Genomic DNA, 19,094 nt, shown 5'->3' with positions numbered 1-19,094 from the left:
GCCCCTTGGCGCAGGGCCAGAGAGTTCGACAGGGCGCGAATTTTGCCGCGTGGAACGAGAGTTTGCAAGTTCTTTTTAACAATAGTTGTTACAGGCCTTTAGGTGGGGTTGATTGAGACCGCTGAGCGCCGCCCTCATTCGTTAACCCGAGGCTTTATGAGCCTATACATATGCCGGCTCAGCATAGTTGGCGGAGAACTATACTGATTGTTCCAGCATAAAGGGACTGCGCTTCAATTTTTGGATAGTAGGCTACCCCAATATCAGTGAGATCTTATGGCAATGGCGGATGAGGATGAGAAAGGGAAGAAGTTACCTGCCGAGGAGCCAGATTCCCCTCTCTCTGGCCAGTCTCAGCAGAGTCCACTTGGTTGGCTGCAGTATGTCGTACTCCTTTTCCTGGTGATCCTCACTCTTCAATACTGTTCGAATGGGCAGTTTGGTTCAGAAAGGGAGGTTTTATCTTACAGTGACTTTAAGAGTGCGCTAAGTAAGGGGGAAATTGCCAGTGTACTTTTTGAAGGACAACGTATCACCGGAGTCTTCAAACAAGTAGCCAGTAAGCAGCCCGAGGGAAAGAGTGAGACTAAAGATAAAGCCCAGAAGCCAGAAGAAAAACGCTTTGAGACGACCATACCCCCGGTGCAGGACCCAGAGTTAATGCCCTTACTGGAAAAGCAGCAGGTAATAATTGAAGCGGAATCATCTCAGGGCGGATTTTGGCAAAGGATGGCGATCTTGCTGTTGCCGTGGGTTTTGATAATTGCCTTGCTGGTTTGGTTGGGGCGTCGAATGCAGGCCCGAATGGGTGCCATGACCCCAGGCAACCCATTCAGTTTTGCCCGGTCACCGGCCAAACGCTATGAACGCAGTGAATCCGAAGTGACTTTTGCTGATGTGGCTGGCCTTGCCAATGCCAAGAGGGACTTGCAAGAAATAGCCGGCTACCTAAAAGACCCTGAACACTACCGTAAACTCGGGGCAAAGATTCCTCGCGGTATTCTGCTGATGGGCCCCCCAGGTACAGGCAAAACATTGATGGCCAAGGCTTTGGCAGGAGAGAGTGATGCTCCCTTCTTCAGTATCAGTGGTTCGGAGTTTATAGAGATGTTTGTCGGTGTCGGGGCATCGCGGGTGCGGGATATGTTCGCTGAAGCCAAGAAAGAGGCTCCAGCAATCATTTTTATCGATGAAATTGATTCAGTAGGGCGGGCGCGCGGCACGGGTCTGGGAGGGGGACACGATGAACGTGAGCAAACCCTGAATCAGATTCTCGGCGAGATGGACGGCTTTGATCCCCAGGAGGCGGTGGTTGTGATAGCGGCAACCAACCGTCCCGATGTGTTGGATGCGGCACTGCTTCGCCCTGGACGCTTTGATCGCAAGATCACCCTGGATTTACCGGATAGGCCTGCTCGAAGGGACATCCTAAGTATTCATACTAAGAATGTCCCACTACATGGGGAGGTCGACCTGGAGCGCTTGGCTGCCTTAACGGCGGGTTTCGCCGGGGCGGACTTGGAAAACCTGATTAATGAAGCCGCGTTGTTGGCGGGCAGGCAAAATAGGACAGCCGTGGATATGGATTGTCTGCTACAGGCCAGGGACAAAGTAGTACTTGGTGGCGAGCGGGAAGTGATAATGGGGGAGGAAGATCGAAAGACGGTTGCCTATCACGAGGCTGGCCACGCCCTCACCGCGATGCTGCTACCCCATGCCGATCCGTTGGAGAAAGCCACTATTATTCCCAGGGGACACAGCCTCGGGGCAACAGAACAGATTCCACTAGAAAATCACCACAACATGAAAGTGAGCTACCTGCGTGATCGCATCGGTGTGATGTTGGGGGGTAGGGTGGCTGAGCAGGTCGTGTTTAATGAAGTCAGCAGTGGGGCAGAGTCCGATTTGAAGCAGGCCACCCGCTTGGCCCAGCATATGGTAACGCACTGGGGTATGAGTCAGAAACTTGGACCCGTGGCCTTTCGGCGCGGGGAGGAGCATATCTTTCTTGGTAAAGAAATGGCGCAGCAAAAAGATTTCAGTGAGCATACTTCTGAGATTATTGATGATGAAGTCATCGACCTGGTCAGCGCAATAGAGGCGGAAGTCCAGAATCTTCTACAGGGCCATCGCAAGGAGCTCGATGCCCTGGCACAAGCGCTACTAGAAAAAGAAACCCTCGATGCTTCTGAGATGCATCAAGTAATCACACTTGGGGGCAACGCAGACTCTTGATCTGCAAGCGGTTAAGGGATCGGATACATCCTAGCGCTGCATTTGCAGTTGACGAATTGATAGGGCATTGCTCGGCTAGCTTACCAGTGGGTCGTTTGCGATGTACTAATAAGGTGAAAATAATTTGTTACTTCTGGCAATAAAGTGGCCGGACTTAATGGTCAAATTCACTTTTGTATAAAGTGGAGAAATTTGTAATTAGTGTCACACTTTTTTAACAGAATATTCAAAAGTACCATTTCTCAGTATCCACACCCAGAAAAATCTAGTCTATTAACCGAGTAATTTTGCTGACTGCTAGGTCTTTTATGTTGAAGATAACGAAGTTTGAGCCTGTATTTCGCCGTTACTGCATTTTTTAAATTTATCAAGCTAGATTTAACTCACACCTTGGCTGCTCTTAACAAAAATAAATTTTGATTCCTTGCTTTTTAAGGGGAATTTTGGGTGTGGGCGAGTAAAAAGTTCGCACTTAAATAGTGCATTTTTAGTTCTTTTTTTTAGTCAGGATTTAGTTTTCCCTCTTCTAACGAACTTTCCAGACTAATTGAGTTATTTTTATCGTTATCCGCGATAAATAGACTTCCACCGGGCGTGGCTAGCCTGTAATCTGTTTGAGTCACAGAAAACATGCGAATTCTGTGCCTCTTTATCAGCGCGGTCTTGGATCGGAATCCCGCAAAGTCGGAATCTCCACAGAGAGAGTAGAGCGGCGGGATAAGGCAGTACCGATTGCGATAAGTCCGTTGTTGTAGATAAAAACAATAAAACAATGGAGAGAAAACATGGGAAGTCCGTCAAAACTTAAGCAGCACTCCGCTCTGCTTTCCGCCTGTTCTGTAGCGACTCTTTGGTTGGCCAGTGGTGCGACCCCCAGCTTTGCCGCTGAGGGTTCGGTAGGTACTCTAATGGAGGAGGTGCAAGTCACCGCCCGCAAACGCGCCGATGCAGAAATCCTGCAGGAGGTTCCCGTAGCGGCCACCGCCTATTCTGGCGATCAGTTAGAGGCTCTGCACACTAAGGATCTGCAAAGCCTTTCCTTCAAAATGCCCAATGTTCAATTGGAAGATGTGGGCACGGTAAAAAATACCGCAAACTTCACGGTACGCGGCCTGGGTATCAATAGTTCTATTCCCTCTATTGATCCTACCGTCGGTGTGTTTGTGGACGGTATGTATCTGGGTGTGAACGCCGGTGTGGTGACCGACCTGTTCGACCTGGAAGGTGTTGAAGTCTTGCGGGGTCCACAGGGCCTGCTATTTGGCCGCAATGTAACTGGTGGTGCAGTGGTCATAAAGACTGCCCGCCCCACGGATGAATTTTCTACACGCTTTAAAATATCCACCACCGACAATCTAGATACTGTCGCAGCCGGCTCCATTAACGGCGCCATTTCCGATACGGTCAACGGCCGTTTAACGGTTTATTACAACGATGACCGCGGATGGTTCGAAAACGTTGCCACTAACAACGACAATGCCGGCGCTTCCGACAGCTGGTTTATTCGGCCAAGCTTTAGTATCCAGCTGAGCGATACAGCGGAGCTATTGGTGCGTATGGAGCACGGCCGCATGGATTCTGATGGTGTGGTGGCTCAGAACCGCGGTTCTGAGCCCTATTTCGAAATAACCGACGACGGGGTTGTCCCTTGGGGCAGTCCGACCCAGATAGCCGCCTCATTAGGTATTGATGACTGGGATAATGGCAGGGATTCTTTTGAGGTGGCCCAAAATGAAGAAGGTTACCAGAAAGATGAATGGAGCCAGATCATTACCGAGTTCAATAAGGATGTCGCTTTTGGTGATGGCACCATTACCAATATTCTCGCCTGGCGTGAGTATGAGGCTCACGGACTGGGTGATATCGACTCTCTACCGGTCACGCTGTTTCATGCAGATTCCAGTGTGGACCAGAGCCAGCTCAGTAATGAATTGCGTTACTCCGGCCGTTTTGGTCGCACCGCATTGACCACCGGTGTTTACTGGTTTAGCCAAGACGTCACCTATTTGGAAAATCGACTTCTGTTTCAGGGGTTATTCGATTGGACTGGGGGCGGTAAGCAGGACCACAGTACTTATGGCGTATTTGCCCAGGCGGATATCGACCTAAATGAGGCTTGGGTTTTGACCTTGGGGGGACGCTATTCCAGTGAGAAGAAAGATGCCAAGATAGCCTCTATTCCTCTAAATACCTGCACCCTCAGTGGTTGTACAAGTTACGACTTTAAGGATAGCGAGAGTTGGAATGCCTTTACGCCCAAGGTTGGCTTGCAGTGGAGCGTCTCTGATGATACCCAGCTGTATACCTTCTGGACCAAGGGCTTCCGCAGTGGCGGTTACAACTTCCGCAATGCTGGTATTAATCCATTAACTGGAGGGCCTTATACTCCACAGGCTACCGATCAAGAGGAGCAGAGCAGCTTCGAGATTGGCGCCAAAGTGGATTGGCTGGATGGACGTCTACGCACCAATATGGCGGTTTTCCACAACACTATTTATGACATGCAGCGCGAGGAAAATCTTCCTGATCCATTCAGTGGCGTTGCGCAGATAATTCGCAATACCGCCGATGCCACTATTCGCGGCGCCGAGCTGGAGGCAATGGCGGCTATCAGTGAAAACCTGCTGTTTACCTTCAATGTTGGTTATGTGGACGGTGACTACGATAAGGTGCTGGGTGATCTGAATGGCGATGGCCTTGTAGATAGTACCGATCTCGGTCTTGAGATTCCCCGTCTGGCCCCCTGGACCTACGGTGTGGGCTTTATCCACGACTTGCAGTTAGGCGCCTACGGCACCCTGACTTCTCGTGTGAATTTTAATCATAGAGACGAAGCCCCTTACACCGATGATAACCGCGGTATGCTGTCAGAAGTGGATATGCTGGATTTCAGCATCGGCTATACCCCGGACAATGGTAGCTACACCGTTTCATTGTTCGGCAAAAATATGCTGGATGAAATGGCGGAGGGTAACAATACTCAGTTGCCTTACAAAATGGGTGGAGTGGGTGCCAGTTTCACACCATTGAATAAAGGGCGTGTAATGGGAGTGGAGTTCCTATACGAGCTCTAATCGCGGGACTTACCATTTGAATTAATTAGGACTTTGGTTCTCAGTTAATGCATTTCTTGGCCGGGCCACTTGCATACAGGATCTTTCGGTGATTTGTGCAAGTGTTCCCGGCCACATTGCTTTTACCCTCCTGTAATTCCCTTCTATTAGCGGTACAGTAGTGCTCAATATCTCTCTGATGGTTTCAGGGTTTGTCGCCATCACTGAATCGGGTCGTGAAGAATTTAAAGGATAAAGGAGCGAATAATGCGTGCTATTGATCTACCGGAGTATGGAGGCCCCGAGGTCATGCAGTTGGCGGACCTGCCCAGACCGGAGGTCGCCCCAGGTGAAGTGTTGGTTGAAGTAGCTGCCGCTGGTGTCAATCGTCCCGATATCGTTCAGCGCAATGGTCATTACCCTCCGCCTCCAGGTGCCTCTCCTATTCTTGGGCTTGAAGTTTCCGGTCGGGTGGCCGCTGTGGGTGAAGGCGTTGAACGCTGGCAAGTTGGCGATAAGATCTGTGCCCTAACTAATGGCGGCGGATATGCAGATTTTGTGGCGGTTCCAGAAGGGCAGTGCCTACCAATACCCGGTTCTTTGTCTATGGTGGAGGCTGCGACATTACCGGAGACTTTCTTCACGGTTTGGGCCAATGTATTTGATCGGGCTCGTTTGAAAAGTGGAGAGATCTTCTTGGTACATGGCGGTAGCTCGGGTATTGGCACTACCGCTATTCAGTTGGCACACCAGCTGGGGGCCAGGGTTTTCGCCACAGCCGGTTCCGCAGAAAAATGTGTGGCTTGTGTGCAACTCGGCGCAGAGCAAGCAATAAATTACCGGGAAGAAGATTTTGTACAGGCAGTAAAAGAAGCTACTTCAGGACATGGAGCGGATGTGATTCTGGATATGGTGGGTGGTAGCTATATTGATCGTAATATTCAAGTGGCTGCGAATGATGGCCGTATCGTGAATATCGCCTATCTGCAGGGAGCCAGAGTCGAAGTGAATATGTTACCGGTGATGTTAAAGCGGCTTTCCCTTACCGGCTCGACCTTAAGGCCAAGATCCACACAGGTTAAGGCCAGTATTGCACACTCTTTGGAATCACAAGTTTGGCCATTAATAGAAACTGGTAAAATTCACCCTCAGATTGCTGCGCGCTTCCCTTTGGAGGAGGTTGCCGAAGCACATCGGCTTCTTGAGTCTGGCAAGATCGTTGGGAAAATTGTGCTCACCTTGTGATCTTTGGAGAATCTACGTTATCAGCTTATGGAGCGGAGTAATTGGGTATCTGCTGGATAACCCCCTCTGGGGTGTGGAGTGGTGAGCAGTAGCTGATACTCGGTGCTTTCTGTAGGGGCACAGCTACACTGGCATCGTCGCTCATCATTTCTACATAGGCCTTGTAGAGATTGCTGATGTTACGCACATATTGCACGGGCTCCGATCCCCGTACATAGCCATAACGCGCACGCTTAAAATACTGGGGCTGGGCCAGCTTTAACATCGCTACTTCTACATTGTCGAACCAGACGTTGGGGTCTAGGCCCAACTGTTTGGCGAGGCGCTGTGCATCGAGAAGGTGGCCATAACCGGCGTTGTATGAGGCTAGAGTGAACCAGAGTTTGTTTACCGTGGGCAGGGAGGGGTTAAACCGGTCTCTGACCCAGTCCATATATTTTACACCGGCTTTAATGGCGCGCTCAGGTTCAAACAGCGGGGGTGGAAAGCCCATTTCCTCTGCGGTTGCCGGCATTACCTGCATCAAACCTTGTGCACCGACCGGTGAAACCGCTTTCGGATTGAAATTACTTTCCTGCCACATTTGTGCAACGATCATGCGCCAGTCGAAATCATATTTATAAGCCGATTCTTTTACCAGGTCATCATAAGGGGAGAGGTTTTCTCCTGGTATTATTCGGGTGCTAACCCTCTGCATAAAGCGTTTGTTGGGCTCAAAGTAGGCCGCATACTGTTTTTTATACTTCGCAGTTTTTCTATAGCCCTCGATAAATTTATTGAGGTTCTTCAGTAGATGCCAGTTCTGGCGTAGAACCAGCCAGCCTTGGGGCTGGGGGTCCCCGAGTAACGTACCTAGTACCAAATTGGGCTGTACTGAAGCCTCAATTTTTGCGCGCCCAGAATTTGAAATGGTGGCATCGATTAGACCGTCCGAGATCAAAGAGAAAATTTGTGATTGGGACATATCCGGCGGTGCAACCTGAACTTCTACGTCAATACCTGCGTCTCGCAGAATTTTAGCTGTGTCGATAAAAGAAGAGTAGGCACGTAGAGTGAGTTTTCGGCCGCTCAGGTCCTGAATTTTTTCGATTGGGGGTTTATTTTTACTACTTATGATTTGCTCTGCCGACTCTACATAGGGCTTGGTGAATACCATTCCTTTTGGCTCATAGGATGGGGTGATATTGAGTTCCGATCCGGCAAAATCCCCGCGTCCGGCCCTGAGCCAGTCCGCTAAGCTCTCTTCATACGGCACCACAATAATTTGTAACTGCAGTTTGTGTTTGTCTGCGAAGGCTTTTGCCAACTCATAGTCAAACCCCATTAACAGACCTTTCCAAATAAAGTAGGTCGTGGGGCCGTTATAAGTAAGCAAGCGAATAACGCCAGATTTTTTAATGCCCTTCCAGTCGGTGATGCGCTCTTCCTGGGCCTTCACCAGATTGCGAGTAATAAAGTTATCCACGGTGGAGTTGAGTCGCTTAGTGTCTTTGCGCATTCCCCAGGCGATATTCTGCATCTCGCTAACATAAGCCCCTAGGCGTAAGTCGTCTCTATAGTTGCGTAAATCCTCCGCAGAAAAGTTTTCGAGAATCGCGACCCGATTATTTTTCATATTGAGCATATCGATCAAACCATCGCGATTACCGTGAATAACAAATTCACGCACAGAAAGTTTTGCATCAGGATATTTGGCAATTAATTGCTGCGCAGCTTCTATATTGGCAGAGCCCTGCGGAACAATTAATTCAACATCGTTAAGTTTGCTCGGGTCGCTAATATCTGGACCGGAAGGGCCAGTAACTAGCTGCAGGCGGGATTGGCGCATGGGTACGCTGAAGTCAATGATTTTCTTGCGCGCATCGGTCACTGTTAGGTTATAGGCAATGACATCAGCTTCACCGGCAATTAGCATTTCTACTGCTTTGTCGGGGGTTGGGGCCTTAATCCACTTGGCCTCCAGCTTTAATTGATCGGCGAGTTTATTTCCCAGCTCGAAGTGGCGCAGGCTGACTACTCCGTCTCTAGGTAATAGGTTTTCCGCTGCTCCGGTCAAGTTCACGAAGCGGATGGTGCCGTGTTTTTTTATTTCCTTGAGGTCCCCGGTTTCAATGTAATTGACCTGCTGTTCTTTTGCAGGAATAACAATAGGACTTTTTTTCTCCCCGGTTGGGGTATTTGCCTGAGGGCTACTTTCTGAAGAGGCCGTAGGTTGTAGAGTACCTGAGTTCTCTGAAACTTCGGGTACTTTGGGGGAGCATCCGGCAAGTGCGAGAATTAGTATAAAAAAGTATAAAAAAATCCAGCAATAGGGGCTGATAGCTTTATAACGGCACCTCATAGATAGCTCCAAAAGCTCTCTATGTGTGGATTATAGTGTCGTGCCTCTTCAGCCCATTTTCTGGTTTTAGTGACTGATGTTCTCTACCTTGGCGGAAAAGTGACCCCGGGCCAATTGAACTTCAATTTCCTGGTTTATTTCGAGCGTGCGGCTGTCTTTTAGAGGTTTACCTTGGGAATCCTTGGCAATAGCATAGCCGCGCTGTAAAACAGCCAGTGGGCTCACATTGTGAAGTAACTGCGCTTGGTGGTTGAGCCTGTCAGCTTTTTGCAGCAAAAGGCGCTCAGCCGCGCGTTGCAAAGTGCTTTGCACAAATTTCAGCTGTTCTCCTTTTTTCTGTAATTGCCTCTGGGGTTGGTAGTGGGTAAAGGCCCGCTGAGCTGCTGCCAATTGGTTGCGGCGCTGCTGAATTTGCTGCTGGCCTGCGGCCAATAGGCGCATCTCCAGGTGGTCCAGGCGTTGCGAGCGGTTTTGCAGTTGTTCACGCGGGTGGCGTAAACGATTACGGCTCAACATAATTTTCTGCTGTAAGTGGCGAACCTGCTGCTGTATGGCCCTATATAATCGAAGCCTACTATTTTCCAGCCGTTGATATAACTCAGCGGCATTTGCACTGGCAATTTCCGCTGCTGCTGAGGGGGTGGGTGCGCGTAGATCGGCAGCCAGATCGGAAACGGTCGTGTCTGTTTCGTGGCCTACCGCAGAAATTGTGGGAATGGGGCAGGTGGCCAAGGCTCGCGCAACAACCTCCTCATTGAAAGGCCAGAGATCCTCCAAAGAGCCGCCGCCACGCCCCACGATAAGTAGGTCGTGGCGACCGCTGCGGCCAGCTTTTTCAATAGCGCCGGCGATTTGTTGCGCCGCTCCCTGGCCTTGTACAGCCACTGGCCAGAGTTCAATTCGCGCTCCAGGGTGGCGTCGACCCAATACATGGATCATATCGCGAATCGCGGCACCAGTCGGGGAAGTGATAATGCCAATATTGGTGGGCAAATAGGGCAGGGCGCGTTTTCGGGCGCTGTCGAATAGCCCTTCGGCCTGTAATTTGGCTTTGAGTTGTTCCAGTTGGCGCATCAGGGCGCCGAAGCCGGCTTCCTCCATATGTTCCACGATCAACTGGAATTCACCGCGGCCCTCATAGAGGCTAACCCGTGCACGGATCAGCACTTCGCGGCCGTTTTGTGGGCGAAAAGCCACACTGCGGTTGCGCCCGCGAAACATGGCACAGCGCACCTGGGCGCGGGCATCTTTCAAGCTAAAATACCAGTGGCCGGAGCTGGGCACAGTAAAATTGGAGATTTCCCCGCTGATCCACAGTAGTGGAATGCTGCCCTCCAGCAGCTGTTTCACCTCCCGGTTCAAATCGCTTACCGACAGGACACTGCGTTTGCTGTTGGGAGTTGCTGGGCTGGATTGCATCTGTGCCTCTCAAGTGAAAACTGGCGGAGCAATATTGCAGTATCCCCCTTATAGGTAAAGTGCTTTACTCGTTAAATCCGATTTTCTATGAAATGCCATTTGCGCTTTTATTCCTGAGAGGTATAATCGCGCCGATACCCAATCCCGCCTATTCGAGGTTTGAGTGTCAACAATGTCTGAATCCAATCTGCGCATCGCGCGCGAAGCCCTCACTTTCGACGACGTCCTACTTGTGCCCGGTTATTCCGAGGTGACCGCCAAGGATGTCAGCCTTAAAACCCAGCTGTCCCGCAATATCACCCTGAATATTCCCATTGTCTCCGCTGCTATGGATACAGTAACGGAAGCGCGCCTGGCAATTGCCCTGGCACAGGAAGGTGGTATCGGCATTATTCACAAGAGCATGTCCATTGAAGAACAGGCTCTTGCGGTGCGTGCGGTGAAAAAATTTGAAGCCGGTGTGGTAAAAGACCCGATTACGATCGAGTCGGATGCCACCGTGCGTGAATTGATCGCCCTGACAACCCATCACAATATTTCCGGTGTTCCGGTAATGGATAAAGGAGATCTGGTGGGTATTGTTACCAGCCGCGATGTTCGCTTCCTTACCGACCTGGATGTGAGTGTTGCCAGTGTTATGACGCCAAAGGAGCGCCTGGTAACTGCACACGAAGATGCCTCTTCTGATCATGTGCGCGAATTGCTGCACAAGCACCGCATCGAGAAAGTACTCGTTGTGAACGATGATTTTGAGTTGCGCGGCCTGATTACCGTTAAAGACTTTAATAAGGCAGAGCAGTACCCAAACTCCTGTAAAGATTCCGATGGTCGATTGCGTGTTGGCGCATCAGTGGGCACCAGTCCTGACACCGATGATCGCGTAGCGGCTCTGGTAGAGGCCGGTGTGGATGTGTTGGTTGTGGATACTGCCCACGGCCATTCCCGCAACGTAATTGATCGCGTGCGTCGCATTAAGGAAATGCATCCTCAGGTGGATGTAATTGGCGGCAATATTGCCACTGGCGACGCCGCGCGCGCATTGGTTGAAGCTGGTGCGGATGCGGTGAAGGTGGGTATTGGCCCCGGCTCTATTTGCACCACCCGAATCGTAACGGGTATCGGTGTGCCCCAGGTAACGGCAATTGCAGAGGTTTCCACTGCGCTTAAAGGAACAGGGGTACCCATGATCGCCGATGGTGGCATCCGCTATTCCGGTGATATTTCCAAGGCAATTGTTGCGGGTGCTTCTTCCGTAATGATGGGCTCTATGTTTGCCGGTACCGAAGAGGCGCCGGGTGAGGTGGAGCTATACCAGGGGCGTACTTACAAGTCCTATCGCGGTATGGGCTCCCTCGGTGCCATGGCGCGCACTCAGGGCTCCTCCGATCGCTACTTCCAGGATGCCAGCAAGGGCGCTGAAAAACTGGTCCCGGAAGGTATTGAAGGGCGCGTCCCTTATAAAGGCCCTCTGTCTGCCATTGTGCACCAGATGCTCGGTGGCCTGCGCTCTGCTATGGGGTATACCGGTAGTGTGGATATTGAAACCATGCGCACCCGTCCAGAATTTGTGCGGGTAACTGCCGCCGGCATGGGTGAGTCCCATGTACACGATGTGCAGATTACCAAAGAGGCGCCCAACTACCCGGTGGGCGGACGCTAAGCCTCTCGGTGAACAACTTTCAGTACCAAGCCGCAAACGGACCTTTCAGGTCCGTTTGCCGTTATTTATTCTGTTAATGAGTCAATCATGAGCCAAGATATCCACTCCAGCCGAATTCTGATCCTCGACTTTGGGTCCCAGTACACCCAGTTGATCGCCCGCCGTGTGCGCGAGCTGGGTGTTTTTTCCGAAATTCGCGCCTTCGACATGAGCGAAGAAGAGATCCGCGAATATAACCCGAAAGGTATTATCCTGGCCGGTGGGCCCGAATCTGTACCGGAAGAGGGCTCTCCCCGCGCGCCAGAAGTGGTTTACAGCTTGGGCGTGCCTGTTCTGGGGATTTGCTATGGCATGCAGACCATGGCACACCAGCTAGGTGGTGCCGTACAGGGAAGTAACGTCCGCGAGTTTGGCTACGCCCAGGTAAAAGTAGAGGGCGCTTCCAATCTGCTGCGCGATATCAAAGATCACCTCAACGATGAAGGTGAGGCGCTGCTGGATGTATGGATGAGCCACGGCGACAAAGTCGTGCAAATGCCGGAAGGCTTTGAGCTGATGGCCTCCACCGATTCCTGCCCCATTGCTGGTATGTACTCCGCCGACAAGAACTTCTTTGGGGTACAGTTCCACCCGGAAGTGACACATACCCTGCAGGGTATACGCATCTATGAACACTTTGTCATTGATATCTGCGGTTGTGAAAAGCTCTGGACCCCGGCCAATATTATCGAGGACTCCATTGCCAAAGTGCGCGAACAGGTGGGTGATGGCAAGGTATTGCTGGGTCTCTCCGGTGGTGTTGACAGCTCTGTGGTGGCGGCACTGCTGCACAAGGCTATTGGCGATCAGCTGACCTGTGTTTTTGTGGACAACGGCCTGTTGCGCAAAAATGAGGGCGATCAGGTGATGCAAATGTTTGCCGACAATATGGGCGTGCGGGTTGTTCGCGCCGATGCGGAAGAGGATTTCCTCTCACGTCTGGCAGGTGTGGATGAGCCTGAAGCCAAGCGCAAAATTATCGGCAATACCTTTATCGAGATTTTCGATCGAGAAGCGTCCAAATTGCAGGATGTGAGGTTCCTGGCTCAGGGTACTATTTATCCAGATGTGATCGAATCTGCCGCCGCCAAAACGGGCAAAGCCCATGTAATCAAGTCTCACCACAACGTGGGCGGCTTGCCGGAAGATATGCAGTTTGAACTGGTGGAACCACTGCGTGAGCTGTTTAAAGATGAAGTGCGCAAAATCGGCCTGGAGTTGGGCCTGCCTTACGATATGGTTTACCGCCACCCCTTCCCGGGACCGGGCCTGGGCGTTCGCATTCTCGGCGAGGTAAAGAGAGAGTACGCCGATATCTTACGCGAGGCAGACGCCATCTTTATCGAGGAGTTGCACAAGGCTGATTGGTACCACAAAACCAGCCAGGCATTTGTGGTATTCCTGCCGGTGAAATCGGTTGGTGTGGTGGGCGATGGCCGCCGCTATGAATATGTAGTGGCGCTTCGAGCCGTGGAAACCGTGGACTTTATGACGGCGCGTTGGGCGCATTTGCCCTACGAGTTGATTGAGAAAGTCTCCAATCGCATTATTAATGAGATAGAGCATATCTCCCGTGTGGCTTACGACGTATCGAGCAAGCCACCGGCTACCATCGAGTGGGAGTAAGCGCTTAATCTCACTTCTTTAATGGGGCGCTTGGCGCCCCATTTTTCTATTTTCCCCGCCAAGCGTGCCACTTTCCACAGCTGATCCCTTTACTATAAATGGCGCTTAATTGGTGCGCACGTCTTTCGCTTTTATCTTGTAATTCACTGTAACTCGTTGATTTTTTGGGCGTTTCAAAAGCTGGTCATTTTTTCTTCAGATTGTCACATTGGCGCAACCATGGGCCTTTGCGACAGGGAAAGAATAGTTATCCTCAGAGATATCCACAGAATCTGTGGGTAGCCACTCTTCGAGAGGGGTGTAGTTGGTAATTAGGGGGTTGAAAGAGAAAGAAGGGGCACCTTTTGCACAGAGATGCCCTGGGCGGATTAAAGTTGGCGCCGGAAGCTGATCAGTGCCGCAGTAACTGCTACGTTGAGGCTCTCCACACCATTTTGCATGGGGATACGCACTAGCTCGTTACACTGCTTGGTGACCGCATCGCTAACCCCGCGGGTTTCATTGCCCAGAACAAAAATAGTTGGTTTGTTACCGGGAACCTCTGCAAGGGTCATTGAGGCATGGGAGGACAGGCCACAGATACGTGCGCCGGAATCGCGAAAATCGCTTAGTGCATCGGCCAGGGTGTCGCACCGTAGTATCTGGGTTTTAAACAGAGTGCCGGTGCTGGCTTTGATCACCAGTGGGTCAATCTGTGCGCAGCCCTTTCTCGGCAGGAGAATACCATCCACACCGCCGGCACAGGCTGATCGGATAATCATGCCGAGATTTTGTGGATTGGTAATACCGTCCAGCGCTAAAAGTTCGTAGGTCTTAGCCTCATTCTTGGGCAGGAAGGCTTTGTAGTTGCCGTAGTTGGGTAGGGCCAGATCCAGCGCTACACCCTGGTCCTGGCGAGAATTTTTCGAGATGCGGGAGAGTTCTTTCCGATCCAAGTAGGAGATTTCTATCTGGCGCTCCTCGGCCAGAGACTCCATTCGACTGATCAGCTGGTCGCGTCGGTTGCTGCTAGCCAGGTGCAGCTTGTGTACCGGAAGTTCAGGGTCTTCCAGTGCTTCGAGCACCGGCTTGCGTCCATAAATAGTCAGAAGGCTGTCGAAAAAGGCCCTTTTTTTTAGGTATTCAGAGGAGTCTTTCACCGCATTGGCTCGCTCAGTAGTTCGATTAATTTGGCCGCGCTCTCATCGGATAGCTGGCCCCGCCGCGCCAACTCTACACAGGCGAGGCCCAGTTGGCGATAGTGGTGCGCGAGTTCCGGGGCTGTCGAGGTTAAGTCTTTCAGCTGGTTGGCTACCGTTTCCAGGTCGCCCCGGGCGATCGGGCCGGTGAGAGAATTCTCCGGTCCAAGAGCCATATTATTCTGTGCGGTCTGCAGAACAATTGGCTCCAGTAACTTGAGGGCACTATCGCGGTCGATACCCGCCGCAGCGAAACTGCTCAGGCTGAGATCTATGAGTACGGTGAGATAGTTGCACGCGATCACCGAACCGGCATGGTATAGAGACTTGTGCTGGGCTTCGATGTTGAGTATTTCACAGCCTATGGTAGTGAAAGCTTCTGCTAAAGCCTTTGTTGCAGAGCTTTCGCCCTCTAGGGCGACGCTACAGCCGGCGAAACTGTCGAGGGAGCGCAGCGGGTCGGCAAAGCTGTGCACCGGGTGGGCGCTGGCGATAGCGGCAGGGCGCAGCACTTCGAGCACTTGTGAGCTCAGGGCGCCACTGCAGTGGAAGGCTGCTATGTTTTCGCGTTCGCCAAGGTGGTTGGCGAGGCGTTCAGCTGTTGCGGCAATCTCGCTATCGCTGCAAGCGATTAGCCAGAAGTCTGCGGGCTTCATCAATTCCAGCGCGGCTACTGCGTGCCCGGCGCTGATAAACTCGGCGGCAGCCTGTGCGCTTTCCAGACTGCGGTTAAAAATCGATTGAACTTGAAAAAAACCGGTCTGTTGCCACAAGCGCCCGAGAGTTTTCCCCAGGCGCCCGGCACCAATAATGTTGAGTGTCTTCATTAGTTGCCGGCGAGGCAGTCCAGGTAAGCTTTAACAGCATTCTCCAGCCCCATACCGATGGCGTCTACGGTGAGGGCGTGGCCGATTGAGACTTCCTGTAATCCTGGCAGGGTGCGGTAGCGGGGCAGGTTGACCAGGTTCAGGTCGTGGCCCGCATTTACCCCCAGCCCCAATTGGCGAGCATGCTCGGCGGCGGCGCAGTGAGCGCTGAAGATATCTTCCAGTTCCGCACTCTGTTTTGCGGCTGCTTCTGCATAGGGGCCTGTATACAGCTCAATGCGATCAGCACCCACATCCTTGGCCAGGCTGATCTGCTCTAGATCCGGATCCATAAACAAGCTAACTCGGACACCGGCGTCCTTGAGTCTGGCGATCAGGGGGACCAGGCGCGGGCCATCGAGTTTGAGGTTGAAGCCGTGATCGGAGGTTAGCTGGTCGTTGCTGTCGGGGACCAGGGTGCACTGATCTGGTTGGGTTTCCAGTACTAACGGCATCAGGCCGGGATAGTCCCCCTGGTGCAGGGCAAAGGGATTGCCCTCAATATTGAACTCAATACCTTGGCGATCGCGGCACAGTGCAGCCAATTCGCGTACGTCATTGGGGCGGATATGGCGCTGATCTGGGCGTGGGTGTACGGTGATACCCTGCGCACCAGCGTCTAGGCATATCCGACCGTGGGCAGTGACATCGGGGAAGTTACCCTCGCGGGAATTGCGGATCAGGGCGATCTTGTTGAGATTAACACTGAGAGCGATCACAGCTTATTCTCCCTTGCTGTTGGTGGCGACGGCGTTGTCACCGGTGTCTATACGTTTGGCCTCAAGGATGCGGATGGGCGTGTTGGGGGCACTTGGGTGCTGTCGATAGAGGCCCCTTGGCTGCTCTACCATCTTTTCCACAATATCCATGCCGGCAATCACCCGGCCAAAAACGGCGTAGCCGGGCTTGTCTTCTTGGGCGTCGAGCCTGGTGTTATCGACCAGATTGATAAAAAACTGAGAGGTAGCGCTGTCTGGGTCGTTGGTTCTTGCCATGGAGAGGGTGCCGCGCAGGTTTTGCAGGCCGTTGGCGGATTCGTTGACGATGGGGTCTTGGGTTTCCTTTCTCTGGAAATCGAAAGTAAATCCGCCACCCTGAACAACGAAGCCCGGTACTATCCGGTGGAAGATGATCCCATTGTAAAAGCCGTTATCGGTATAAGTAAGGAAGTTCTGTACGGTGACCGGAGCTTCTTTGGCGAAGAGTTCGATCTGAATAATGCCCAAGTCGGTTTTAAGTTCCACGCGCGGGTTTTTGGCCAATGCGGGAAGGGCAAGGGTTGCACAGAGTAGCATTGCAAATAGTTTACGCATCATCCTAAGTCCTTTAGGTTTTACGGCAGTGTTTCGACACAGCCGCTTTTGAGTTGGATGTAGGGCCTGGGGGGATATCACTTCCCCCGGGGCTCAATAGTATGCGATTTCGACGAGAGTGGGCGAAATCAGTTCGCCCACTCTGAGTGGCGCTTGCGCGGGCGTAGGTGCGGGGCAATCATTGCAAGGAGGGCGCCCAGTAGTACAGACAGAGCGCCATACATATACCACTTGTGGCTTTCACTGCCGGATAAGCGCTGAATTTCCGCTTCTGCCATGGTCTTCTCCTGCTTGAGTAGTTCGTGCTGGTGCAGGAGCTTCTGGTGGCGCTCATTGAGTGCCAGGGCATCTGCTGATAACGCCTTTAGGGTTTTCAGCTCGGCTGCGAGCGTCTGGCTCTGTTGCTGGGCGGACTCCAGGGAGCTACTCAGCTTGCTATTTTCTTCCTCCAGGCGGCGGACTTCCCCACCGAGGTTGCCTTCCATTTTCTCAAAGCGTGCCAGGTTCGCTTCCGCTTGTTCCAGCTTGAGTTTGGCCACTGGGTCGGAGACCAGGTATTGGCGCCTCACCCACCCCTCTGTGCCACCCTGGGTGCGCACGCGGGTCCAACCCTCTTGCGGGGCATCTTCGAGAACACTGAGCTGGGTGCCGCTGGGCAAGCCGCGGTGCAGGATACGAAATCCATTGCCTTTACCGGCGCGCATAGGCACATGTAGCTGGTCGGTGATATAGCGAGTTTCGGCGGCGGCAGTTGCCGGGACTGCGTTGAGCAGTGTGGCGGCGATCAGGCCGCACAATAATTTCTTCATTGCGATACAGCTTGTGCTTGTTGTTATTAGGGCAGTACTAATTTGAATGGCTTGACAGAAGTTGAAGCGTAGACACCAGCAGCCACATAGGGGTCGCCGTCGGCCCAGGCCTGAGCCTCCTCAAGCGAGGGAAATTCGGCAACCACCAGGCTGCCGCTAAAGCCAGCCTCACCGGGTTCTTCGCTATCAACGGCGGGGTGTGGGCCTGCAACCAGCAGGCGCCCCTCGTCTTTAAGACGGTTGAGTCGGGCTAAATGGTCTGGACGCGCTTTTTTACGCAAAGGGAGACTATCGCTAACATCTTCACTGATGATTGCGTACCACATTGTGAATTTTGCTCTTGTTAGTTGATCAGGAAATTTTGTTATTGGGCAACCATGACTTCTTCCAGCTTCAGCCCGGTAAGCTTGCCGATACGGGAAAAGAGGAAAAAGAGAACCAGCATTAAAATAATGGTGGCCGGCAGGGCGATCACCGGATAGCTGAGTGCGGTCATTTTACCCAGTTCCTCATTGAAGGCTTCCGTACCCGGAGGGCTCTGTAAAATAACTTTCGCCAGTACGTAGTTGAGTACTGAGGAGAGGAAAAAAGAGGCGGCGATCATCCAGGATGCCTGTTGCAAGGTGCGCTCAAAGGCACCCTGGTTGCCTTTGTTGGCGAGACTTTGGGCAATCTTGGCGGTATCCAGTATCTGGTCGTTGTACAAAAGCGTCTTTACCAGTGGCCAGCGGGTGTAGAGGGAGGCAACGGTGGCGATACCCAGCAGGCCTGGAATGGCGGCTTCTTTAATGGCGATATACTGCGGATCCAACTCCAGCAGGCTGATGCCACCGGTGAGCAGGATGCTGATAGTTCCCAGGGCGGAGAAGAAGTTGACCTTGCCAGAGCGAATGAGGTCGCGCAGTCCGTAGCCGAGGGGGAAAGCCAGTGCGACCACTAGGGCCCATTTGGTGCCAAGCCAGTCGTCCCCGGAGAGTTTGGTCAGGACCAGGGTGGGGATAACGATGTTGAGAAGCAGGTTGCCGAGAAGGCCCTCTTTCTTCTTGGGCTTCTGTTGGGCTACTGGGGTGGTCGAATTCGTTTCGGTCATACTCAATTCCGGTGATAATGCCCGCGGGAAGCTGGTTGAGAGGTCATATTGCAATGGCCCTCAAGGAAAATCGCTTCCCCACTGACAATACTGCTGTCAGACTCCGGTTCCTCGTGGCCGCCAAGGGAGACCTATGGTCCGGGCCCTATCCTTGAAAACACCGGTTGCGAGTAGGACAGCGCCACCGGATGATTGTTCCAAATAATAGATACTGCGACTT

14 protein-coding genes are annotated in these 19,094 nt (G+C 52.3%); 5 read left to right on the top strand and 9 right to left on the bottom strand.

Annotated elements, in window-relative coordinates:
- The first annotated feature begins 276 nt into the window (after nucleotides 1–276).
- From ftsH to ACJJIB_RS16290, 3 genes are all read left to right on the top strand, one after another.
- Nucleotides 277–2,235 carry an ATP-dependent zinc metalloprotease FtsH gene (ftsH, locus tag ACJJIB_RS16300; RefSeq protein ID WP_444886848.1) on the top strand — a complete coding sequence of 653 codons (1,959 nt, stop codon included), beginning with the start codon at nucleotides 277–279 and terminating at the stop codon, nucleotides 2,233–2,235.
- Nucleotides 2,236–3,020: 785 nt separating this feature from the next.
- Nucleotides 3,021–5,309 (top strand): TonB-dependent receptor, encoded by a 2,289-nt coding sequence (locus ACJJIB_RS16295; protein WP_444886847.1) that lies wholly within the window; start codon nucleotides 3,021–3,023, stop codon nucleotides 5,307–5,309.
- Between the two features lie 246 nt (nucleotides 5,310–5,555).
- On the top strand, nucleotides 5,556–6,533 hold the full coding sequence (locus tag ACJJIB_RS16290; protein WP_444886846.1) for an NAD(P)H-quinone oxidoreductase: 978 nt from the start codon (nucleotides 5,556–5,558) through the stop codon (nucleotides 6,531–6,533).
- Between the two features lie 25 nt (nucleotides 6,534–6,558).
- On the opposite strand, the gene ACJJIB_RS16285 is transcribed toward ACJJIB_RS16290, so the two are convergent.
- Both ACJJIB_RS16285 and xseA read right to left on the bottom strand, forming a co-directional pair.
- Nucleotides 6,559–8,874 carry a transporter substrate-binding domain-containing protein gene (locus ACJJIB_RS16285; protein WP_444886845.1) on the bottom strand — a complete coding sequence of 772 codons (2,316 nt, stop codon included), beginning with the start codon at nucleotides 8,872–8,874 and terminating at the stop codon, nucleotides 6,559–6,561.
- A gap of 66 nt (nucleotides 8,875–8,940) precedes the next feature.
- Nucleotides 8,941–10,293, bottom strand: a complete 1,353-nt coding sequence (xseA, locus tag ACJJIB_RS16280) for an exodeoxyribonuclease VII large subunit (protein ID WP_444886844.1) — start codon at nucleotides 10,291–10,293, stop codon at nucleotides 8,941–8,943.
- A 172-nt stretch (nucleotides 10,294–10,465) separates the two neighbouring features.
- Here xseA and guaB point away from each other — a divergent pair, with 172 nt between their 5' ends.
- Together guaB and guaA are read left to right on the top strand one after the other, a co-directional pair.
- Nucleotides 10,466–11,953 carry an IMP dehydrogenase gene (gene guaB, locus ACJJIB_RS16275; protein ID WP_444886843.1) on the top strand — a complete coding sequence of 496 codons (1,488 nt, stop codon included), beginning with the start codon at nucleotides 10,466–10,468 and terminating at the stop codon, nucleotides 11,951–11,953.
- Nucleotides 11,954–12,040: 87 nt separating this feature from the next.
- Nucleotides 12,041–13,618: a glutamine-hydrolyzing GMP synthase gene (gene guaA / locus ACJJIB_RS16270; protein ID WP_444886842.1), complete on the top strand. Its 1,578-nt coding sequence runs from the start codon at nucleotides 12,041–12,043 to the stop codon at nucleotides 13,616–13,618.
- A gap of 368 nt (nucleotides 13,619–13,986) precedes the next feature.
- On the opposite strand, the gene rlmB is transcribed toward guaA, so the two are convergent.
- The 7 genes from rlmB to ACJJIB_RS16235 all read right to left on the bottom strand — a co-directional run bounded on the left by rlmB (nucleotide 13,987) and on the right by ACJJIB_RS16235 (nucleotide 18,874).
- Entirely contained in the window at nucleotides 13,987–14,757 is a 771-nt protein-coding gene (rlmB, locus tag ACJJIB_RS16265) for a 23S rRNA (guanosine(2251)-2'-O)-methyltransferase RlmB (protein ID WP_444886841.1), read from the bottom strand.
- Entirely contained in the window at nucleotides 14,754–15,623 is an 870-nt protein-coding gene (locus ACJJIB_RS16260; RefSeq protein ID WP_444886840.1) for a Rossmann-like and DUF2520 domain-containing protein, read from the bottom strand. The genes rlmB and ACJJIB_RS16260 overlap by 4 nt, the downstream gene beginning before the upstream one ends.
- The gene (locus ACJJIB_RS16255; RefSeq protein ID WP_444884162.1) at nucleotides 15,623–16,381 is read right to left on the bottom strand and encodes a pyridoxine 5'-phosphate synthase; all 759 of its coding nucleotides are present in this window, start codon (nucleotides 16,379–16,381) and stop codon (nucleotides 15,623–15,625) included. The genes ACJJIB_RS16260 and ACJJIB_RS16255 overlap by 1 nt, the downstream gene beginning before the upstream one ends.
- 3 nt (nucleotides 16,382–16,384) lie before the next feature.
- Nucleotides 16,385–16,975, bottom strand: a complete 591-nt coding sequence (locus tag ACJJIB_RS16250; RefSeq protein WP_444884163.1) for a peptidylprolyl isomerase — start codon at nucleotides 16,973–16,975, stop codon at nucleotides 16,385–16,387.
- A gap of 128 nt (nucleotides 16,976–17,103) precedes the next feature.
- Nucleotides 17,104–17,784: a TIGR04211 family SH3 domain-containing protein gene (locus ACJJIB_RS16245; protein WP_252082703.1), complete on the bottom strand. Its 681-nt coding sequence runs from the start codon at nucleotides 17,782–17,784 to the stop codon at nucleotides 17,104–17,106.
- A gap of 26 nt (nucleotides 17,785–17,810) precedes the next feature.
- Nucleotides 17,811–18,110, bottom strand: coding sequence for a YciI family protein (locus ACJJIB_RS16240; RefSeq protein WP_444886839.1), 300 nt, complete (start codon nucleotides 18,108–18,110; stop codon nucleotides 17,811–17,813).
- 38 nt (nucleotides 18,111–18,148) lie between these two features.
- A complete protein-coding gene (locus ACJJIB_RS16235; RefSeq protein ID WP_252082700.1) occupies nucleotides 18,149–18,874 on the bottom strand; it encodes a VC0807 family protein in 726 nt (241 codons plus the stop codon).
- Between the last annotated feature and the right edge of the window lie 220 nt (nucleotides 18,875–19,094).

This window comes from Microbulbifer mixtoriginis (SeqCode), from assembly GCF_052467705.1.
This window is presented reverse-complemented; position numbering and strand designations above follow the sequence as displayed.